We start from the raw sequence: 21268 nt of genomic DNA on the forward strand, positions 1-21268 counted from the left end.
TGCATCATGCTTTTAGGGCATGGCGCCTGCCGGACCTTCCCACCTTCCCAGGAACCGCCTTTCATCAACCCATGCCGCAAAGTATCCTCCATCCCTCTGCTCATCAGGGACTATGATTCCGCTGAATTGGTCCGAAGCCAATCCGCCCATACGGAATAGTATTTCCCCAGAATATGGGCGCCGTCAGTGGAGTAAGCAGCGGACAAATTTCCATTCCCGTCGTCAAAAATGGGGTTGACATCCAAATAGAGACAGCCGGTGTCCTCTGCTATTTTCCGGATGGCATTGTTCAGCTCATCGATTCTCTGGTTGTTATAAATACTGCTCCTGGCAGCTTTTTCCCCGGTGACATGTAAATTGGCCTCCAATATCAGGATTGCCCCAGGCTGTTTTCCACGAATCCAGTCCACCATATCCCGGTATTGGGTGACAATGCTTTGAATGTCATATCCCAGCTCATTGATGCCCAGCATGAGATAAATGGTTTTGAAATCTCCTGACGATAAAACCTGGTCCAGATTCTGCCTGTCTCCATTTTTAAGTGAAACCCGGGTATTCAGAAGGTTAAATACCGACATGCCGGAATTGGCAAACACCTCTGCCCGGCCTAAATCCCCATACTCATAAAGCCCCACTGTCCGCGAATCACCGATAAACAGGGCCTCTGAAAAATCGGTTTCTATACTGATTCCATCGGTTTCCCGGGCGGTTGTTTCCCGGGCTGCTGTTTCCGTGACTGATATTTCCCGGGCTGCTGTTTCCGTGACTGCGGTTTCCCGGACTGCCATCCGCAGGTCCGGCCCTGAATCTGTCCTGTCTGCTGCCTGGCTCACGGAAATGCTGCCATGTCTGTCCGGTGACAGATTTGCGGTTGCCATGACGACGATGCTGCATGTCAAAAAAATGCTGTACCAATATCTTCTCATCTCTACACCTCTGCCTAAAATCTGAAATACAGAAATGGGTCATCCATCCCCATATGCATACAGTACACGCACAGCCAAAAGACAGCCAGAAGCCCAGCCGCCGTAACCATGGAATATCTGAACCGGGCATAAAACCTCATGGGGATGCCGGTCATAAACAGCAGTCCGGCTGCCAGGGAGAATGCATAGAGTCTTCCGTACTTCATATAATCGCCGCTGAAATAGAAACATTGTTCCTGATGAAACGGGAACAGATTTTGCAAAAAAGGAAACAGTCTCTGGACATACAGTGCAGTCTGCTTCATATCCGTGACCGCAAACACAAGCCAGGTCAGCGGAATCATGCACAGCATGTAGAGATGGCCAATCACCTTCCACCGTTCCAATATCCTGAGAAGGCCCAGCCGCTCCACAGATATAATTAAGAACAATAAAAGGCCCCAGACAATAAAATTCCAGCTTGCCCCGTGCCAGAATCCGGTCAGAATCCAGACCGCAAACAGATTCCGGAAGGTGAGAAAGGTTCCGCACCGGTTGCCGCCCAACGGAATGTAAACATATTCACGGAACCAGCTGCCCAGAGTCATATGCCATCTCCGCCAGAATTCCGTCATGGACAGGGACATATAGGGTTCATGAAAGTTATCCGGAAGCTGAAAGCCCATCAGAGAGCCCAGCCCCTTAGCCATGAGGGAATACCCGCAGAAGTCAAAATAAATCTGAAGACTGAAAGCCGCCAGACCAAGCCAGGCCATGGGTGTGGAAATACTGTCATAGCCGATTGCCTGAACCTCGTTCCACAGTCCGCCAATCCGGTTGGCCAAAAGTACCTTGAATAACGGAATGTAAACATATTCACGGAACCAGCTGCCCAGAGTCATATGCCATCTCCGCCAGAATTCCGTCATGGACAGGGACATATAGGGTTCATGAAAGTTATCCGGAAGCTGAAAGCCCATCAGAGAGCCCAGCCCCTTAGCCATGAGGGAATACCCGCAGAAGTCAAAATAAATCTGAAGACTGAAAGCCGCCAGACCAAGCCAGGCCATGGGTGTGGAAATACTGTCATAGCCGATTGCCTGAACCTCGTTCCACAGTCCGCCAATCCGGTTGGCCAAAAGTACCTTGAATCCCAGTCCGATTGTGAAATCCCGCAGACCGTCCTCAATGGACTGAAACGTAATCCGCCGGAATCCAATCTGACGCCGGACAGAGGAATAGGTGACGATAGGACCTGCAATCAGCTGCGGAAACATGCTGATATACATGCCGAACCCCACCAGGGAGCGTTCGTAAGGAACTGTTTTCCGGTACACGTCCGCCAGATAAGAAATGGCCTGGAATGTATAAAAACTAATTCCCACAGGCAGTACCGGCGCAATGACCGGCAGCTCCGCGGGAATCCGGGCCAAACTCAACATCAGGTTCAGGTTCTGAACCAGAAAACCGCAGTATTTAAAAAGAATCAGCCAAAAAAGATTATATATGACTCCGTAAATCAGCCACCGTCTCCGGAATCTGCCGATTCTGCGTCTCCCAATCAATATCCCAATCCGGTAGTTCACCAAAATGGACAGAATCAGGAGGACAAAATAAAACGGGGTGTCTCTGACCCCATAAAAGTAAAAACCCAGACTGCCCATAAGCAGCCACAGATTCTTCCCTTTGCCCGGAATGATATAGTAAATAAACAGAAACGCCGGAAGAAACCGGAAGATAAATTCCAAACTGCTGAAAACCATTTTCCCACCCTCTCTTTTGTACACACTCATATCTTTAGACTCATTTAAGCGGTCAAAAGTTGCAGGACAATTGTTTTTATATGGCAGGGCAGTCCTGAAGGCATGGATTTAAAATGGAGTGCCTGCAAATTCCCACTGCAGACACTCCATTTATTATCATATGAATCAGTTTATTCCGCTCAGGCGGCTTTGCGGATTGTGCCGCTTCTATCCCAGGAACTTCCTCAGCACCCGGTTCAGTTCCCCCATCTCAAGGGGCTTTGCCAGATAGTCGTCAATCCCTGCATTGGCAGCCTTCCTTCTGTCCTCTGCAAAGGCATTGGCTGTCATGGCTGTAATAGGAATAGTCACTCCCATACTCCGTATTTGACGGGACGCTTCATACCCGTCCATTCGCGGCATCATAATATCCATGAAAATCAAATCATAGGTTTCAGGAGATGCCTTTTCCAAAATTTCCACGGCTTCCAGGCCGTCAGAAGCATAATCAACAGCAAGCCCGGTATGTGCCAATATAGTCCCCGCAATCTCCCGGTTGATTTCATTATCCTCCACCAGCAGGACCCGCCGGTTTTCATAATGAAGCTCCTGGTCTGTCCGGGACTCATCGTTCCTGCTGCTGGTGTCAATCTCAAGACAAAAGGATACCGTAAATTCCGTTCCCTGGCCCAGCTGGCTTTCCACATGAATCTCTCCGCCAATCATATCCACGATATGCTTCACAATGGACAGTCCCAGTCCAGTGCCTTCCAGCTTGCTGTCCGTACTGCTGTGTTCACGTTCAAACGGCTCGAACAGGTGCTGCTGGAATTCCTTGCTCATGCCTCTTCCATTGTCGCTGACCTTCAGCTGATACGCAGCCTGGTTTTCCTGACTGCATTCCTGTTCAGTCACCCTGACTCGGACCCATCCCCCGGGCCTTGTGAATTTGATTGAATTATTAATCAGATTCATGACAATACGGTTTAGATGGTACATATCCCCAATCACATTGTCATGACGGATTCCGGACATATCCATCTCAAATGACAGGGATTTATCCCTGGCCTGCTGTTCCATCATGCTGCCCATCTCCTGCAGCATTTCCGATATCCGGAATGCATCTTCCTTTTGCGTGAATTTTCCTTTCTCAATGGCACTCATATCCAGCACATCATTGATAATGGAGAGCAGATGAATGGATGATTTCTTGATTTGGCGGACACATTTGCGCATCTGGTCCAGGTTATCCTCCTCCATCTCAGCTATGGTGGCCATGCCGATAATTGCATTCATGGGGGTTCGGATATCGTGAGAAACATTGGCCAGAAAATCCGTTTTGGCCTGGTTTGCAATTTCTGCTTCATTCAGGGCTATCCTGATTCTATGGTGATACCTTCTCTGAATAAAGGTGGCCGTACACAGGATTCCAAATACAGCCAAAAAGAAAAACATGCCCACAACCAAAAAGGGATATTCATAAAATAAGCGTATCAGACTGAAGGGCCGTTCCCCCAGTTCCGTATTTCTCCGAACCACACTTTCTGTATAGTACTCATCCAGACTATTCACACCCTTATTTAAGATGGTAAGCAGACATGAATCCAAATCATTTCTGACTCCGAGGCAAAAACGTTCGTAGTGAGGCGTAAGAACCGTTGCCAGTTCATTGTGCACATCGTCGTACACATACCGCTCCGCCTGATACGTATAAGTATAATATCCGTCCGCCGCCCCGGTCCGCACCGCATCCAGGCAGTCCTGGGCAGAATCATAATAACAGACCCGGGCATCTCCTATCAGACCAGATAAAGCTGTGGTTGACGCTGAGCCGGGACCAATGGCTGCTACCCGTTCCATTTTACCGTTAAACTGTTTGCGGATGACCCATGAAAAATCCGTGGTCAGATAGCTGTCCGTAATTTCCATGCCCATGGATTCTGCCTTTGAAAAATCATCGTGGACATCTATGCATATATCCGCCCGGCTGGTATTCAGCAGCTCCACATACTCCGTCCTGCTGGCTGTTTCCATGATTTCGTACCGGATGCCTCCCCTTCCTGCTATTTCGGCAAACAAGTCCGGCATGATTCCTCTGGCCTCCCCCTTCTCAAACCAGGAATATGGATAACGGTCCGGATTTACTGCAACACGGAACACCCGGTCCCCCTCACTGTCCAGAAAGTCCTGCTCATCCGCAGTCAGATGAAGCTGTCCTCCCATATCCCTCTGGTAATACTTACTGTAGAGCCGCTCCCTCCACTTAGGAGAATCCGCATCCAGCTTCATGACAGCGTCGTTTACCATGGCCAGCCGCTTTTCATCTCCTTTTTTCACCATCACATAAAAGGGAACGTCCTCAAATGTCTCTATAATCCATTCCTCTTTTAATGACCTGAGGTCGCTGGTCAGTGCGCTGTCCACAGTGCCGTCGTGAAGCGCCTTTATCAGCTCTGAATCAGATGGAAAATACTGGGTGACATAACCGAATCCATGGTCCCTGGCAAAATCCGCAAAACGCTGGTTTCTGATATTGTCAGATACCATTCCCACGCACATCCCGTTGTAGGTAGGATAGTTTCCTGCTGCTATTTTGTTGTTCCCGGCCCTGACCGTCAGGATGGTATTACTGGTTCCTATATCACGCTCGGAAAAATCAAACCTCTCCATACGGTCCGGCGTCTTTTCGGCCGAGGTAAGGATATCCAGCTCTCCGGACTCCAGCATTTCCAGCATTTCACTCCAGGTTTTTTCATAACCTGCATATTCGTATGTAACATACTCATAACGGGCCAGCAGCTGTAAAACCTCATAACCATAGCCCTTCCTGTTTCCCTGGGCGTCCATCTCATGATATCCCTCATGTTCAAAGAAGCCCACCCGAAGCCTGTCTGGTTTTCCGCTTTCCTGCCCGTAAGATACCATGTCCATGGCCAGCAATATAAATGCTGTACACAAAAAAACAGTCATCCGGATGCTGGATTTTTCTCTCATTCGCCCTCCTATATACCATGAATTCCTGTACATTTCTGAAAATAGTATAACATATCACTGGTAATAATAAAAATGTTATTTTATATTATCCGGATTCGCTGTCTCAGGACCCGTTGCTTTAAAGCTGGCTGCGTTTGCCATTTTACCCTCCGGCAGCTTTTCATTACAGAACATATCCTAAAAAGTAACGGCTTATTCCAATGTTCCCTGTTCCATACCAAAAATATTGAAATAAATATATTTTCATGATAAACTGATAAATAATCTTTGTTGCCCGATGGATGCAAAATGAAGGAAAAAGAGGAAATTAGATGGTAAATGCAGCTACAGCCATGGAAGCAGTACATCAGCTGATTCGCGCATATGAGGCATTGGATATAGAAGGGGTACTCCGTCTTCTGACAAAGGATGTTGTCTGGATTGGCACCGGATGGCACGAACATTGCTTTGGGAAGGCTGAGGTCCTGCCTCTGCTGAAGGATGATTTCCTTGGCAATCCAACGCCTTATTCAGTAAAAATCCTGGACATACGTGAAACAATGCTGAAGCCGGACGTGTCCTCCATCTTTGCGCTTATGAGCTTTTCCAGAGGCAGTGAACTGAGCCTGTCTGTTGAATCACGCTGCACCTATGTATGTGTTGAAACAGAGGATGGATATAAAATCTCCTCCTGGCACTGCTCCGTGGGCACTGCTCTGCTGGACAAGGATGAGTATTTTCCTGTTAAATTCGCTAACAACATTATGCAGAAGGCCAGAGAGGACACCCTGACCCATCTGATGAACCGGGCCAGTTTTGAAGAGCTTGCTTCCAGTTATCTCCTGACCCGTTCCGACTCCATGGCCTGCATACTGATTGACCTGGATAATTTTAAATATGTCAATGACCAGTACGGCCATAGCTGCGGCGACAGCGTCCTGAAACTGGCAGCCGCACAGCTGCTCCAATCCTTTGGGGACACTGCCTCCATTGCCAGGCTGGGAGGGGATGAATTTGTGGTGCTGGTTCCCTCCGTGGAAAAGGAGGAGGACGTAATCCAATGCGTGACCGGTTTCCTTTCCCGCTTTTCCCAGCCCATAACCCTGAACACCCAGCTCTACACACCTTCTGCCAGCATCGGGGTATTCTTCCGGCAGGAAGGACAGCAGATACGCTACAAACAATGCTATGAAAAAGCGGATGCCGCCATGTATCAGGCAAAAAAAGACGGGAAAAACACATGGAAAATCCTGAGGAACTGAATATTTTATACAAAAGGCTTTTAATGTAAAAGACCTCCGGGGTTTTCACCCTGAAGGTCTTAATTCTACTACATTTTTACGACGCAAAGATTATGAAAAATTAATCTTCAACGCTTACGATTTCTCTCTTGTTGTAAGAACCGCAAGCCTTGCAAACTCTATGAGGCATCATCAGGGCACCGCACTTGCTGCACTTTACCAGATTTGGAGCGCTCATCTTCCAGTTTGCTCTACGGCTGTCTCTTCTAGCTTTAGAAGATTTATTCTTTGGACAGATAGACATGGTTTACACCTCCTTCGACTGTTTAAAAATATCCTGGATAACTGACATCCTTGGGTCAAGTGGCCTATTATCGCAGTCACAAGTCTCATGGTTGAGATTTGTGCCACATCTATCACAGATTCCCTTGCAGTCTTCACTGCAGAGAACCGCCATAGGCAGGTTCAAGGTTAACTCATTACCAACCAGCTGGTCGATATCCAGTTTATAACCATTTACGTAGGGCTGCTCGTCCAATTCTTCCACCCGTTCTTCATCACTCTGGTTCATGTCCAGTTCCTGGTCAATCTCCAGATGGAAAGGAACTCTTACAGGGTCAAGACATCTGGCGCATGGCATAATCAGAACCAAATCAACGGTTCCGGCTATGGTCAGCTTCTTATCTCCTTTGTTTGTTATCACGAATGATAACGGTCCCTTCTCTGCAATGTCGTATACAGCGTCGGCCATCCTGAACTGGTTCATCTCAAGCTCAGGCGTATATGTTTTGGACTTTCCCTCAACAGGAAACAGCTCAGATAAGTTAATTAGCATATTAACCTCCTAATACGCATCTCTTGCATTATACATACCATTGCACATTTTGTCAACTATATTTCCGTTTTTTTTCCAGAAGATTGACGTCGAATTTTGTTCTTATACTGCTTTACCGTCATATTTTCAAACTTTTTGAAAACTTTGCTGAAATAGCTGCTTTCATTGTAGCCTAAACGGAATGCAACCTCTGCAATACTGTCCTCTGTAAAGTAAAAATAGCCCTTGGCCAGATGCAGTTTTCTCATATGAAGATACTCCGTGACACTGACCTTGAACTGCTCCCTGAATATACGGCTCAGATAACCCTGGCTGATTGCGCAGTTCTCAATAATACGGTTGAGGGTGATATCCTCTTTTATATGTTTCTCTATATAAATAAAAATATTCTCCAGCAGCGGATAACGGCCAATGCTGTTTTGCCGGAACAGATAATCCATGACCCTGAAAAGCCAGAGCTCAGATGTCTTTCGGTCCGGAATCAGCACCTCGTTGATTGGAAACAGCTCCGATATGTTCCCGCTGTCGCCGTACATGCTCCTGGTATTTAACAGGTTCTGCCCCAGATAGGTAAACAGTTTAATCAAACGGACGGAATCCTCTCCGGCAATTGCGTAAATCTCATCTATTACGTCGGATATCCCGCCATAAAAATCCCCGAAATCCTTATTCCGAAGATAGGAAGCAAGGGTTTCCAGCTGGTTCTGCACGGAATCCTCATGCTCTGTTTTATAGTTTTCCAGGATTTTCCTCAGGCAGCTGTATGTAATCGGCTTTTCCAGAACATCCTTAATCTGGCTCTGGGCCGCGCTGCGAATCAGGACATTGGCCGCATGGGCGGAAAGGATATATATACTAATCCCGGGATTGGACTGATGAATGATTCTGCTGGCCTCCAGGCCGGTGATTCCCGGCATCTGCATGTCCATGAATACAATATCAATTACATCCTCTTTGCAGGCCCGCACCGCACTCTCGCCGGTGCCTGTCATGGAAACCACTTTGAAAGCACTGTCCTTTGCAATCATCACATTCAACGCTTCGCGCATCAGTATATCATCATCTGCTATCAAAACCCTGTACATGACTACTCAGTCCTTTCTTCATAATGCTCCGGCCACAGTAAGATACTTTTCGAACCCTTGTTTCTGTAATTCTCTGTAATAATGCTGTACTCCTTTCCAAACAGTCTCTTCATCTTCTCCTTTGCGTATTCCATGCCTATTTTAATATAACGGCCTTCATGTTTTTCCTTGTAGGCTTCATACCTGATATCCAATTCAGCTTCCGTCAGTCCCGGTCCTGTATCGCTTATCTCCAGAATCACATTGCCGTTTCGCACATAACCGGACACTGTGATTTCCCCGCCTTCCTTTTTCAGCATCACGCCGTTATAAAAGGCGTTTTGCATAAAGGGCATTAATATATCCGAGGGCATCTTCTGCATATGCAGTTCCTTCGGCACCTGAATGGAATACTTCAGCCTGTCCCCTGTCTTCTTTTTCTGGAATAACAGATACTGCTCCGCATGTTCCAGCTCCCCTGAAATATGGACAAAGGTGCCTTTTTCCGTGTACTTATATTTTATATAGTCAATATAGGAGGTCAGCAGTTCATTTGTCCTGCCGGCTTCTTCTATGATAGTAAGATTGAGCAGCGATGTCAGCATATCCAAAAGCTCATATTGATTGCTCTGCATCTCCAGCTCCAGTACCTGCCTGTTAAGTTGTGTGATTTCCTTGGCATAGCTGTGGTTCAATGCCTGTATCTTTTTAATCCGTTTCTTTAGAATATCTTCCTGAAGGTGCTGGCTGACCTCATTTTCGCTCAGCTGGTTGATTACCAGAAATACCAGGTTTGCTATATCCAGAAATTTTTCATATGAATAGAAGGGAATCTCCTCCAGCAGGGGTCTGTATTCCGCTACTGCCTCGTCTGCCCTGGCGGCATGCATAACGGATGACAGTCTGCTGACAGATTCCGGGGCATCGCTGCATCGTATCTGCCCCCCGATAAAACCGCCCAGATAATGACCGCGGACAATGATTGGAATGGCCACTTCCAATAGTCCGCAGGGGCAAAAGTACACGTTTGTCTTTTGTGTAACCGCTGCCTGGATGGAGCCAAAGGCATCCGAGGATTTACACCGTTCCATTGCCTCCGGGTTATTGCGGACCTTTTCGCAGTAGCGTGAAAAGGAAGTAGCCGATGTAATAGGTTCCCCCTTGAAATCCACTGTGATAAAGGCCAGTCCGGTTGCCTTGGAAAGACTCTCCTGTATTGTCTCCAGCTTCTCTTTTCCGAACAGGTGGATGATATCCAGCTGATTGATACTGTTTTCCTCATTCATGCTGAGATATTCATCCAATGCATCTGGTTCCATCTCATCCATATGCATCATCTTATGATATTCTGCCATCTGATTAATCCCTCTCTCTATGCCTGTAATTGTTATTTTAGCATCTTTTTACCATTTAAACAATCATAATCCGACCAGGGGCAAAGCGGTGTAGCGGCGTATGGAAAAAGGCCGTGCCAGCTCCTTTTGGGCAGCACGGTCTTATGTCCAGCTCGTCATAAGGCATCTTTTCTGTCAATCAATAGATACTTAGTAAGATTTTCTTAATGGCCTCTGTTCCCGCTTCCCTCGGATTTCCTGCAAGGCAGTTGTCCATCAGGGCATTGTCCGTCATGTTCTGCAGCTGTTCTTCGTATGCCTCCCTGCTGATTCCCAGCTCCCTGATTGAGGACGGCATCTCCATGCACCGCATCAGGGCGCGAATCAGCTCCTTGAAGGCACTGACAGCCATTGCCGGCGGCTCATTCATGTCAACCAGCCGGACCTTATATGCAAGGCCTGCATATTTGTTCATGATATCATGGTTCACACTGTTGTAATCAATGACCTTATCCAGCAGCATGGCATTGGCCAGTCCGTGGGGAATATGGAAGGTGCCCCCAAGCTGGTGGGCAATGCTGTGGTTCAGGCCCAGACCAGCTGTGTTAAAGGCCATCCCCGCCAATGTGGACGCCTCATGCATAAGGGTTCTGGCCTCCAGGTTCTTCCCGTCCCGGTAGCATTGCAGCAGGGCTTTAATCAGCAGTTCAACCGCTTTTTCCGACAATGCGTCAGAGAACACATTGCTTCCGTTTGCAACATAGGCTTCCAGGGCATGGGTCAGCACATCCATTCCGGTGTTTGCCGTAATGGAAGGCGGTACGGACAGTGTCAGCCTTGGGTCCAGGATTGCCACGTCTGCCAGGATATCATCCGATGATATCAGATGCTTGCTCTTGCTCTCTGAATCTGTTATGACAGCGGCAGAGGTAACCTCTGAGCCGGTTCCGCTGGTGGTGGGAATGGTGATGAATTTCGGCTTGGGAACCAGGTTCCTCACTCCGGCAAAATAAATCATTCCCTTGGCCGTGTCAATGGCGGAACCGCCGCCAAAACCAATGACAATTTCAGGGCGTACCTTACAGATTACGCTGAGCCCCTTTCCCACCACCTCGATGGTGGGGTCCGGTATGGCCTGGTCAAATATATCCACGGTATTGCTGGAATCCAGCGCATCCGTTATGTAGCTGATTGCCCCGCTCTCTGCAAGGAACTTATCACATACCACCAGGATTCTTTTTTTTCGTATTTTCCGCAGATACTCCATTGCATAGCTTCCGCTGCGTATCTTTGTTTTTATATATACATTTGACATTTGCGCTTCTCCTTCACATTCAGTCCATTTACTGCCCCGCTTAGGATTTAACGGATACTAAAGGCATCGGCCATGACACATTTGCGCTTCCTGCAGAAGGACCTGGGGGAGGTAAGTCCCTCTCCGGTAGGTCCGGCAATGGTGAACGTGGTATACCCCTCGCCGCCCATACCGATTCCGGCATAGGAAGGGGCATTTTTTACAAAAATAGTGGTTTCCATGATTTTGGCCATCTTGCTGAGCTTTTCCACATTCCTGGAGTGCATCATGGCGGTGTGGCGGTTGCCATGCTCTGCCTGGTGGGCGTACTCAATGGCCGTATCCACATCGGAAACCCGCACCACCGGAAGAATGGGCATCATCATTTCCTCCTGGACCAGCAGATGCTCCCTGGGAACTTCCATGATAATGACTCTGACACCGGCATCCGCCGTAATTCCCAGCTTATCCAGGATATAGCGGGCGCTCTTTCCCACAAAGGATGTCTTGGGACCGCCCTTTTCCGTGGTTACCAGGGTTACCAGCTGTTCCAGCAGGGCCGGGTCCGTGATTTGATACGCTCCGTTTTCCTTCATGTGGTGAATCAGGTAGTCGCAGATGGAATCCACGGCAAACACTTCTTTTTCTGCAATACACGGAACATTATTGTCAAAACTGCATCCATCCACAATATCCCTGGCAGCCTTTGCAATATCAGCGGTCTCATCAACCACAACCGGAGGATTGCCGGCTCCCGCGCCAATGGCCTTTTTGCCGGAGGACAGTACCTTCCTGACAATGGATGGACCTCCTGTGGCCACCAGCAGGCGGACACTTGGGTTCTCAATCATCTTATTGGTATTTTCTATGGACGGCCCCTCTACCATGGTAATCAGGTTGGCCGGGGCGCCGCACTCTGTCAATGCCTTGTTCAGCAGCTTCACTGTCATCTGTGAAACCTTTTTTGCCCTGGGATGAGGGCTGAATACAACGGTATTCCCTCCAGCAATCATGGAAATGGAATTGTTGATGATTGTCTCGGTGGGATTGGTGGTCGGGGTAATGGCGCCTATAACGCCAAAGGGACAATATTCCACTAAGGTCAGTCCGTTATCACCGGTCATGGCCTCTGTCAGCAAATCCTCCGTACCCGGAGTCTTCTCAGCCGCCAGACGGTTTTTAATCAGTTTATGTTCATAGTCTCCTATCTCTGTCTCTTCCACCGACAGCCTGGATATCATCTCCAGATTCTCCCTCTTAAGAATGGTCTGGCGAATCACATCCACATATTTCTGCCTGTCTGAAATGTTAGAGAATAACAGCTTTTTCTGGGCTTCTTCTGATGCTGCAATCGCCTCGTCCATTGTCCGGAACACGCCGTAAGGCTCCACCCTGGGACCTTCAAATTTCCGGGGCTGTTCTGCCTTTATCTCTTTTAGAGCCTGCTCAACCAGCTGTTCAATTACTTTTATATCCATATCCAAGCGTATCACACCTTCTTTCATTTATGCGGGGTCAGCAGAGGCATTCCATGCAATCCCCAGAGGGGTAACAAGGAGCGCATCGTTGGTCTTGACCGTTGTTATACCCAATGCCTTCTCAAATGCCTTCTCAAACTCGTCAAAACAACTGGCTCCGCCTACCACATAGACACAGTCCACCTCATACCCGGAAAGGAATCCTTTGACGATTGAGGCCATTTTTTCAACTACGGGCTTTATAATCGGAAAAACATCCCGTTCCCTGTCCTTATCTGTTTTCAGCTTTTCAGCTTCCTCAATTGAGATACCGTAATAGCCTGCAAGAACCAGGGTCATATGGGTTCCGCCGGTCGGCTCATCCGCTGTAAAGATTACCTTTCCGTCTTTCAGTATGCTGATTCCGGTGGTTCCTCCTCCCACATCCACCACGGCCCCGTCCCTGATTCCCAGAACCGAGGCAGCTGCTGTGGGTTCATCTATCACATGAATCACTTCGAATCCGGCGCCTTCCACCACATTGGAAATGCACCGTACGTTTCCCTCTATGATTCCGGGGGGGATTGCTGCGGCCGCTGTTTCCAGAGGCACTCCAAGCAATTCCTCCAGCTGTGCCTTCAGGCGGCGCACGGTCTGCATTGCACCCACAAAGTCCACTACTATGCCGTCTTTTACTACTTTGGAGACAGCAGTGGCGCCTGCAACGGGATGATTATTCTCATCCGTAACAGCGATTACTATGTTGGCGGTTCCCAAATCCACACCTGTCTTCAGGGGCCCTGAAAAGGGATTGCATTTGTTCTCCCTTATCAGCTCCGCGAATTCAGACAGCACTTCTTTGGTCATGAGCATATAACCCCTCTTTTCTAAATTTTATTCATCGCCGGATAATTACATAATCATTGTTCTTAAGCGCACATGCATTGGCTTCATCCACATCCACATGCATCTCCAGTTCAAACTGTTCCGACACCCGGATTAATACATCTCCAAACACTCCGTGCCTTTCACCAAATGTTTCCACCTCTACGATATCCTTATCCCATACTCCCATGGCTTCTGCCTGCTGCGGAGTCATATGGATATGGCGGAGCGCTATAATGGCTCCCTGGGGCAGTTTGACCGTTCCCTTTGGACCTGCCATTTCCAGTCCGGGCGTTCCTGTCAAATCCCCTGATTCCCTGATGGGGGCTTTGATGCCCAGACGGAAGCTGTCTGTTTTGGATATCTCTATCTGGCTCTGCTTCCTGACCGGCCCCAGTATGCGCACCCGTTCAAACTCACCCTTTGGTCCGCGGATGGTCACAGTCTCATTGCAGGCATATTGCCCGGGCTGCTTTAAATCGCTTTTTTTGGTGAGCTGATATCCTTTTCCAAACAAGGTTTCCAAGTCTTCCGAGGTCACATGAACGTGCCGGTTGGAAACTCCCACAGGGATTTTAAATGCATCATATTTTTTTACTTTTTCCATTACCCGTTCAGTAATCAGCTTCAGCAGTTCTTCGTTTACCATCATGTTCAACCCCTTCCGGAAGTTTGTATACCGGCTCCCGGAGCCGGTATACACTTACTGGCATATTATAATGATTTCGGTAAGATTTTCTCTACATCCGTGTGTGGTCTTGGGATTACATGCTGGGATACAACCTGGCCTACGTTTGCTGCCGCTGCCGCTCCTGCGTCAACAGAAGCCTTTACTGCGCCCACATCCCCGCGGACCATGACGGTTACCAGTCCGGAACCAATCTTCTCATAACCAATGAGAGCCACATTTGCTGCCTTTGTCATTGCGTCTGCCGCCTCAATTGCCCCTACCAGACCCTTTGTCTCAACCATTCCCAATGCTTCATTCGACATATTATTTTCCTCCTGAATGTTATGTTTTATTTAAAATATGAAATGCTAAAAAGCCAACTGTTTCAGCAGCCAGGCCTTGTCGGTTTCTTCCCATCTGAAACCCTGGTCATCCCTGCCGAAATGCCCGTATGCTGCTGTCTTTAAAAACTGGGGTGTCCGAAGATTCAGCTCCTCTATGTAGTCAGCCACCCCAAATGAAAATACGGATTTGACCAGCTCCTCAATGTGGCTGTCCGGAATCAGGCCGGTTCCAAAGGTATTGATGGTAATGGCCTCCGGTTCAATGCCTCCGATTACATAGGCCAGCGCAACCTCGCACCGGTCCGCCAGCTCCGCTGCCACAATATTCTTAGCCACATAGCGGGCCATGTAAGCAGCAGAACGGTCTACTTTTGTGGGGTCCTTTCCTGAGAAAGCGCCGCCCCCGTGTTTGCCAATGGTGCCGTAGGTGTCAACCATGATTTTTCTTCCAGTGACGCCCGTATCCCCGGCAGGTCCTCCGATGACAAAACGGCCTGTGGGATTCACATGTATTCTTGTCTCCGGCCTAATCCACCGGGAATCAATGACCGGCTCAATGACGGTGCAGCGTATGAATGCCTCCAGCAGCTCACGGGATACCGCTTCGCTGTGCTGCGTGGATACAACAATGCTGTGAATGCACACCGGTTTTCCCGCCTCGTCGTACTTCATGGTAATCTGGGTTTTGCCGTCAGGATATAGAAAATCCGTTTTCAGCACCTTCCTCACATAGGCCAGACGTTGGGCCAGGCGGTTAGCCAGGTGGCAGGACAGCGGCATCAGGCTTTCCGTCTCATTGACAGCATAGCCATACATAATTCCCTGGTCCCCTCCGCCCAGAACCTCTTTCCCGGTTTCGCTGCTTCTGGTGACTCCCATGGAAATATCCGGCGACTGGTTGTGGATATTGGTCAGTATCATACATGTATCGGCGTCAAACCCTTTTCCATGTTCCGTGTAGCCAATGTTTCTGATAATCTCCCTGGCCTTTGCCGCCACATCCACACGGCCCTTTGATGTGACTTCCCCTGCCAGCATCAGCGTATTGGCAGATGCCATGGCCTCAACTGCAACCCTGGATTTGGAATCCTGTTCCAGATATGCATCCAGTATGCCGTCTGCAATCTGGTCACAAACCTTATCCGGATGGCCTTCGGTTACAGATTCCGAAGTCACATAATAAAATCTGTCATCCCGTCCTTCCATCATTTCATCAACCTGCTTTCCTAATTACAATCAGCGAATCGAAAATCCACTTGTCAACGTGCATCTTCTTCTGCGGGCAAAATGCCTTGCCGTGGTAGTTCCCTCTCCTGTGGTGGTTGCGATTGTAAAGCTGGTATGACCTTCTTTATCAAAGCCGATTCCCATAAAGGAAGGACCGTTTTTAACAAATACGGAAGTCTGCAATTCCTTGGCGGCCCGGTTCAGGTGCTCAATGGACTCCGAATGAATGGTTGCCGTATGTTTATATCCCTGCTCCACTTCCAAAGCAATCTCCAGGGCCTCATCAAAATCAGCCGCCTTTACCAACGGCACAAGAGGCATCATAAGTTCTGTGGTGACAAAGGGATGCATACGCCCTGTCTCTGCCACAATCAGCTTTATGTTCCCGCTGCAGGAAATACCGGCATATTCAAGAATCTCATTGGCGCTCCGGCCTTCCAGTTTCTTATTAATCACAAAATCCCCGGTGACTGCAGCATCCAGAAGCTTCCGGATTTCCGTCTCATTCCTGACATAGTACACACCGTTTTTCAGAAGCTCATATATAAAACGGTCCGACACCTTATCCTCCACTACCATACACTTTTCCGATGTACACATCAGATTATTGTCAAACGCAGCTCCCCGCACAATATCCCTTGCCGCCTTCTCCAGATTGGCCGTTGCATCCACAATTGTCACTGGATTGGCCGGGCCGGCCCCAATTACCTTTTTGCCGGACGTCATGGCCTGGCGAAGGGAACCGCTGCCCCCGGTGCATACCACCAGGTCAACATCCGGATGGCTCATGACCTCTGTGGTAAATCCCATAAGGCTTTCGTGAAGGGTGACTACCAGATTGTCGATGCCGCTGATATCGCGGATAGTATTGCTGATAATAGTGGTCAGGAACTGTGAAACCTTAACTGCTCTCGGATGTGGGCAATGGATGATTGCATTCCCTGCAGCCAGCATACCGATGGTGTTGCTGATAAGCGTTGCACAGGGATTGGTGCATGGCTGTACCGCGCATACAATACCAAACGAGGACAGCTCATAGAGCGTCATTCCATGGTCACCTGTATTGACTTCCGTAATCAGGTCCTCCACGCCGGGCGTTTTCTCAATGGCAAGCTTTATTTTCTGCGCCTTGTCAGGGACAATTCCCATGCCGGTTTCCGCAACTGTCATGGCGGCAAGCTCATTTGCAATAGGACGAAGTGCTTTTTTCACTCCTTCCAGTATTTCCTGGCGTTCATTCAGGGTCAGCTTTGTATATCTGCCATAGGCTCCCTTTGCAGCAGCAGCTGCATCGGTCACGCTGGAATAAATACTGCTTTTCATGTCATTCATTACCTCCTTTCCTTTAAAATGATTACACTATATATCCATTGTATCTACGATTCCGATAATTGCCATATCAATGACAGCCTCCCGTTTGGACTGGTCCACACGTACAGAAGAGCCCGAACCAATCAGGACGGTTTCACCAATTCCGGCTCCCACATAATCCACAGCCACTTCCTCTGAATCAATGAAATTACCGTGTCCATCAATCCGTCTGATAATCATCAGTTTGTAGCCCACCAGGGAGTTATCCTTTCTGGTTGCCACCACTGTTCCTATTATCTTAGCTAATCTCATGCCATTCACATTCCTTTCACGGAGAATCCGGCTGTCCCCTGCCATTACCGGTATTCCTGATTTCAACTAACTCTTTTTTTGCCTTTCAGTGCCTGTGCCCTTGGCCGCTGAACCGCGCCTGGAAGCCTTCTTTGGTTTTTCCGGAAGTGCTGCCGGTTCCGGCCCGGCCGGCTCAGTTTCAGCTGTCTCAGCTTCGGATTGAACCCCGGTTCCTGCTTCCGTTACTGGCCTGGCTTCGTTTCCTGCTTCCGGCACCTCCACTGGCTCGGCCTCGGCCGCGGTTTCCGGTTCCGTCACTTTCTTGGCTTTGGCTCCGTTTTCCGTCTCCTCCTGCGCTTCTTTCTTCGGAGGGGAAGGCGGTACCGGCGGCTCAGGGCAGCAGAACGCATGCTCCACATAATCAGACGGCCTTGGAATGACCTTCCATGAAACCAGCTTATTGTTAGCTGCTCCTATCTGCTTTCCTGCATTGACGGCTGCATTGACAGCTCCCACCTCCCCGGCAATCTTAATGGTCATATAGCCAAGACCTTTTGTGTTTTCAATCTCCAGAATGCGGATATTGGCTGCTTTGGCCATGGTATCGGCTGCCACCACTGCTGTGGACAGTCCGCTGATTTCAACTAATCCCAACGCCTGTTTCATCCTGTCACCTCACTCTCCTGTTTATCTGAATACTATCTTTAAAAATTTCGCCCTGTCTTTTGCCAGGTCTGTGACGATATCTCCGGGCTGAAGATATATGACGCCCTCAGACGCAAGCTGCTCCACATTGGACGATGCTATCACTCTTTTTTTCTTCGGCTCTGCCATACATGTACCGGCTTCCCTCAGGCCCTTTTCTGCCCCGCCGCCCGTTACCCGGCCTGCTGCCCGGCCGGGTATTGTCCGGCTGCCGGCTGCCTGGCCGGCTGCTGTCCGGTCCGGTTCTCCAGGAGGAATTTCACAGGGCTCCCTGCCTGAAAACTCCTCTGCGCTGCAGATTTCGATTCCAAACTCCAGAGTCTGCCTGCAATACTCCATGATACGGTTCCGGTAGGCTGGCTTTTCCTTTCCGGAAAACCTTGCCAGGCCGGAACGAAGCAATACGACCCGGCCGCCTTGTTCCATGCATTCCGCTATCCATGATGTCTCATATGTATCGCTGATGCACAATGCTGTTTTCACCAGAACATCCCTGGGAACCACCGGCAGAAGAGTCACCGCCCGGTCCAAATCAGCCGGCTTTTCACCGGAACGGTACCGGATACTGCCGCAGACAGAAGACTGGCGGAGTCTGGCCTCATATCCCATATCCTTCCAGGAAGACGGAATGACAGGCACCACATCATAGGCGCCGCATTCTTCCATTTCCTTCAAAAAGTCCATATATTGTTCGCTCCACGGGGATACGCACAGCATATACAGTTTTTGTCCGGGATGGTTGGTGCATTCCGCCCTTTTTTCCGCCTCCAGGTCCCTTAAGACACGCAGCACCAGTTCTTTCAACTGTTCCTCGCTGATATTCAATTCCTTCACCTCGTTTCAGGGAATGCCCCTATCCAACGGATAGGGGCATTCCCCGCTGCAACCGCTGACAGATAACTGCTTCTATCTGCTGCCTTTATTCAAGATGCGGAAGAATCTTTTCAACATCTGTATGAGGACGAGGAATAACGTGGGTGGATACAACCTCTCCAACTGCTGCTGCAGAAGCTGCGCCGGCATCGGTAGCTGCCTTAACCGCACCAACATCACCTCTTACCATAACGGTAACAAGTCCGGAACCGATTTTTTCATATCCTACCAGGGAAACATTGGCAGCCTTAACCATTGCGTCCGCTGCTTCAATTGCACCCACTAATCCTTTTGTTTCGACCATACCTAATGCATCTGCATTCATATTAGAACCTCCTTAATTGATTCACATTCTCCAGACCGGACTTACTAGATGTATGGAGTTGTTGTAGACTTCGGTTCAGCGCCCAATGCACCCAGCATCTTCTTGCCTGCTTCGATGGAAGCTTTCACTGCCTGGCGTACGGCTCCGGAATCACCGGTAAATGTAAGGATAACCTCGTTGGAATAGCTGGTGCCGCTGGTGGGTGAGCAGTATCCTACCACCTCCACATTGGCTGCCTTCACCGCAATATCAGCCAGAACCGTACCGATTGCAGCCGGCCCCGCGCATGTCATGCCGAATGCCCTTCCAACCGGCGCGCCCAGCGCCTTCTCAAGACAGTAGCTGGCTCTTGCGGTATACTGGAACTCCAGATGGCCTGCATCGTTCCCATATACGTCGCCGAAATATTTGGGAAGAACCTGAAGGGCAATCTCAACTGCTCTTCTTGCATCTGATACATCATCCGCACCAATATAAATCAGGCTGCCGTGTCCGGCTCCGCCCTTTGTATCCCTTGGAAGCTCCACGGAAATAATCTCAGTGTTGGTTGCCTTTACAGCCTCGTCAACCGCCCAAATCTGAGGACCGGCTCCAACCCTGCCGCCTACAATGCCGATGGAACGGTATTTGCCTAATTTCATCACATCCACCAGCATGGGGTCCACACTGGCAATCACCAGCCCGATTGTATCTCCGATTGCGGTTCCTACGAACTCGGTCAATCCGATATTGGTGCTGCATTCTTCCTTTGGCGCCTCTGCCTTACACTCCTCCTGCCTGATGCCAAGCTCGTCGGAAACCTGCTTCATTACTTTCTCAATTAACTGTTGGTCCATTCTTCTTCCTCCATTCTAAAATCGTGTCTAACCGCCAATGATGCATTGAAAACCATAACTCTCCACCACTGCCCTGCATTCCTCCAAATCTTCCGGGGTCAGCGGCTTAACCTGCTTCAGCGCATAATCCTGGCCTAACAATCCATACTTATTCTCGCCAAAGGAATGATACGGCAGCAGATGTATGGTCCGTATGCCCACCAGGTTTCTTGCAAATTCTGAGATTGCCCTTATGTCCTCCACCGAATAATTAAATCCCGGAATCACAGGAACACGGATGACAGTATTGCTTATCTTACAGATTTCAGGGGCATTTTTAATGACCCGTTCATTGGTAACGCCTGTAAACTTTTTATGCTGCCCGCTGTCCATGTGCTTGATATCCAAAAGCACCGTGTCCACATAAGGAATCACCTTTTCAATGGCTTCCCTGCTTCCCACACCCGTGGTCTCAATGGCAGTATGCCATCCCTGCCCCTTACAGGCCTGCAGAAGTTCAGAAGCAAATTCATACTGCACCAGCGGTTCCCCGCCGGATAAAGTGATGCCTCCGCCGGAACGCCTGTAGGTCGTGGCATCCTTCTTCAGTTCCCGGATTACCTGTTGGATTGACATTGTCTTTCCCTTGAGCACCAGAGCGCCTGCCGGACATGCATTGGCACATTCGCCGCATCCGCTGCACAGCTCCCTGCTGACCCAATTTTTATGTTCCGGGCTGATTGCCCCCCTCTTGCAGGCCGTCATGCAACGGCCGCAATGGAGGCAGTCATCTGCTTTATACATAATAACTGGCTTGATACTTTGGGATTCAGGATTACTGCACCACTTGCAGGAGAGAGGACAGCCCTTTAAAAACACGATTGTCCGGATACCCGGCCCGTCATGCAGGGAAAACCTTTGTATGTCGAACACGGTTCCTGTTAAATTATAATTGATTGAATCCATGCCGAACTCCC

At 49.1% G+C, this 21268-nt stretch carries 21 protein-coding genes; 1 reads left to right on the forward strand and 20 read right to left on the reverse strand.

Going from position 1 to position 21268, the window contains the following annotated elements; genetic code table 11:
- Positions 1 to 110: 110 nt before the first annotated feature.
- The 3 genes from I2H39_RS01440 to I2H39_RS01455 all read right to left on the reverse strand — a co-directional run bounded on the left by I2H39_RS01440 (position 111) and on the right by I2H39_RS01455 (position 5641).
- On the reverse strand, positions 111 to 926 hold the full coding sequence (locus tag I2H39_RS01440) for a GDSL-type esterase/lipase family protein (RefSeq protein WP_195625643.1): 816 nt from the start codon (positions 924 to 926) through the stop codon (positions 111 to 113).
- 14 nt (positions 927 to 940) lie between these two features.
- A complete protein-coding gene (locus I2H39_RS29015) occupies positions 941 to 2668 on the reverse strand; it encodes an MBOAT family O-acyltransferase (protein WP_240305473.1) in 1728 nt (575 codons plus the stop codon).
- Between the two features lie 207 nt (positions 2669 to 2875).
- The gene (locus I2H39_RS01455) at positions 2876 to 5641 is read right to left on the reverse strand and encodes a transporter substrate-binding domain-containing protein (RefSeq protein WP_195625644.1); all 2766 of its coding nucleotides are present in this window, start codon (positions 5639 to 5641) and stop codon (positions 2876 to 2878) included.
- A gap of 311 nt (positions 5642 to 5952) precedes the next feature.
- Between I2H39_RS01455 and I2H39_RS01460 the strand changes: the two genes are divergently transcribed.
- Positions 5953 to 6882: a diguanylate cyclase gene (locus I2H39_RS01460; protein WP_138310136.1), complete on the forward strand. Its 930-nt coding sequence runs from the start codon at positions 5953 to 5955 to the stop codon at positions 6880 to 6882.
- Positions 6883 to 6982: 100 nt separating this feature from the next.
- On the opposite strand, the gene rpmF is transcribed toward I2H39_RS01460, so the two are convergent.
- The 17 genes from rpmF to I2H39_RS01545 all read right to left on the reverse strand — a co-directional run bounded on the left by rpmF (position 6983) and on the right by I2H39_RS01545 (position 21257).
- Positions 6983 to 7165: a 50S ribosomal protein L32 gene (gene rpmF / locus I2H39_RS01465; RefSeq protein WP_002564324.1), complete on the reverse strand. Its 183-nt coding sequence runs from the start codon at positions 7163 to 7165 to the stop codon at positions 6983 to 6985.
- A gap of 3 nt (positions 7166 to 7168) precedes the next feature.
- On the reverse strand, positions 7169 to 7696 hold the full coding sequence (locus I2H39_RS01470) for a DUF177 domain-containing protein (RefSeq protein WP_138310137.1): 528 nt from the start codon (positions 7694 to 7696) through the stop codon (positions 7169 to 7171).
- Positions 7697 to 7752: 56 nt separating this feature from the next.
- Entirely contained in the window at positions 7753 to 8781 is a 1029-nt protein-coding gene (locus I2H39_RS01475) for a response regulator (RefSeq protein WP_138310138.1), read from the reverse strand.
- A gap of 2 nt (positions 8782 to 8783) precedes the next feature.
- Positions 8784 to 10115, reverse strand: coding sequence for a PocR ligand-binding domain-containing protein (locus I2H39_RS01480; RefSeq protein WP_195625645.1), 1332 nt, complete (start codon positions 10113 to 10115; stop codon positions 8784 to 8786).
- A 178-nt stretch (positions 10116 to 10293) separates the two neighbouring features.
- Positions 10294 to 11409, reverse strand: coding sequence for a 1-propanol dehydrogenase PduQ (locus tag I2H39_RS01485; protein WP_138310140.1), 1116 nt, complete (start codon positions 11407 to 11409; stop codon positions 10294 to 10296).
- Between the two features lie 47 nt (positions 11410 to 11456).
- Positions 11457 to 12872 (reverse strand): aldehyde dehydrogenase family protein, encoded by a 1416-nt coding sequence (locus I2H39_RS01490; protein WP_195625646.1) that lies wholly within the window; start codon positions 12870 to 12872, stop codon positions 11457 to 11459.
- Between the two features lie 21 nt (positions 12873 to 12893).
- The gene (eutJ, locus tag I2H39_RS01495) at positions 12894 to 13718 is read right to left on the reverse strand and encodes an ethanolamine utilization protein EutJ (RefSeq protein WP_138310142.1); all 825 of its coding nucleotides are present in this window, start codon (positions 13716 to 13718) and stop codon (positions 12894 to 12896) included.
- 25 nt (positions 13719 to 13743) lie between these two features.
- The gene (locus I2H39_RS01500) at positions 13744 to 14379 is read right to left on the reverse strand and encodes a phosphate propanoyltransferase (RefSeq protein WP_347563859.1); all 636 of its coding nucleotides are present in this window, start codon (positions 14377 to 14379) and stop codon (positions 13744 to 13746) included.
- 65 nt (positions 14380 to 14444) lie between these two features.
- The gene (gene pduA / locus I2H39_RS01505; protein WP_002568818.1) at positions 14445 to 14723 is read right to left on the reverse strand and encodes a propanediol utilization microcompartment protein PduA; all 279 of its coding nucleotides are present in this window, start codon (positions 14721 to 14723) and stop codon (positions 14445 to 14447) included.
- A 45-nt stretch (positions 14724 to 14768) separates the two neighbouring features.
- Complete coding sequence (gene metK, locus I2H39_RS01510) at positions 14769 to 15953, reverse strand: methionine adenosyltransferase (RefSeq protein WP_138310144.1); 1185 nt, start codon at positions 15951 to 15953, stop codon at positions 14769 to 14771.
- A gap of 27 nt (positions 15954 to 15980) precedes the next feature.
- A complete protein-coding gene (locus I2H39_RS01515) occupies positions 15981 to 17303 on the reverse strand; it encodes an aldehyde dehydrogenase (RefSeq protein WP_264469626.1) in 1323 nt (440 codons plus the stop codon).
- 27 nt (positions 17304 to 17330) lie between these two features.
- Positions 17331 to 17594 carry a EutN/CcmL family microcompartment protein gene (locus I2H39_RS01520; RefSeq protein WP_002568821.1) on the reverse strand — a complete coding sequence of 88 codons (264 nt, stop codon included), beginning with the start codon at positions 17592 to 17594 and terminating at the stop codon, positions 17331 to 17333.
- 66 nt (positions 17595 to 17660) lie between these two features.
- A complete protein-coding gene (locus I2H39_RS01525; RefSeq protein ID WP_195625649.1) occupies positions 17661 to 18239 on the reverse strand; it encodes a BMC domain-containing protein in 579 nt (192 codons plus the stop codon).
- A 21-nt stretch (positions 18240 to 18260) separates the two neighbouring features.
- Positions 18261 to 19112: a hypothetical protein gene (locus I2H39_RS01530; protein WP_227146516.1), complete on the reverse strand. Its 852-nt coding sequence runs from the start codon at positions 19110 to 19112 to the stop codon at positions 18261 to 18263.
- An 85-nt stretch (positions 19113 to 19197) separates the two neighbouring features.
- On the reverse strand, positions 19198 to 19476 hold the full coding sequence (gene pduA / locus I2H39_RS01535; protein WP_002583259.1) for a propanediol utilization microcompartment protein PduA: 279 nt from the start codon (positions 19474 to 19476) through the stop codon (positions 19198 to 19200).
- Between the two features lie 44 nt (positions 19477 to 19520).
- Positions 19521 to 20312, reverse strand: a complete 792-nt coding sequence (gene pduB, locus I2H39_RS01540; RefSeq protein ID WP_138310149.1) for a propanediol utilization microcompartment protein PduB — start codon at positions 20310 to 20312, stop codon at positions 19521 to 19523.
- 27 nt (positions 20313 to 20339) lie between these two features.
- The gene (locus I2H39_RS01545) at positions 20340 to 21257 is read right to left on the reverse strand and encodes a glycyl-radical enzyme activating protein (RefSeq protein ID WP_138310150.1); all 918 of its coding nucleotides are present in this window, start codon (positions 21255 to 21257) and stop codon (positions 20340 to 20342) included.
- Positions 21258 to 21268 lie beyond the last annotated feature (11 nt).

It is taken from the genome of Clostridium sp. 1001283B150225_161107_B6 (assembly GCF_015556325.1).
Lineage (GTDB): Bacteria > Bacillota > Clostridia > Lachnospirales > Lachnospiraceae > Enterocloster.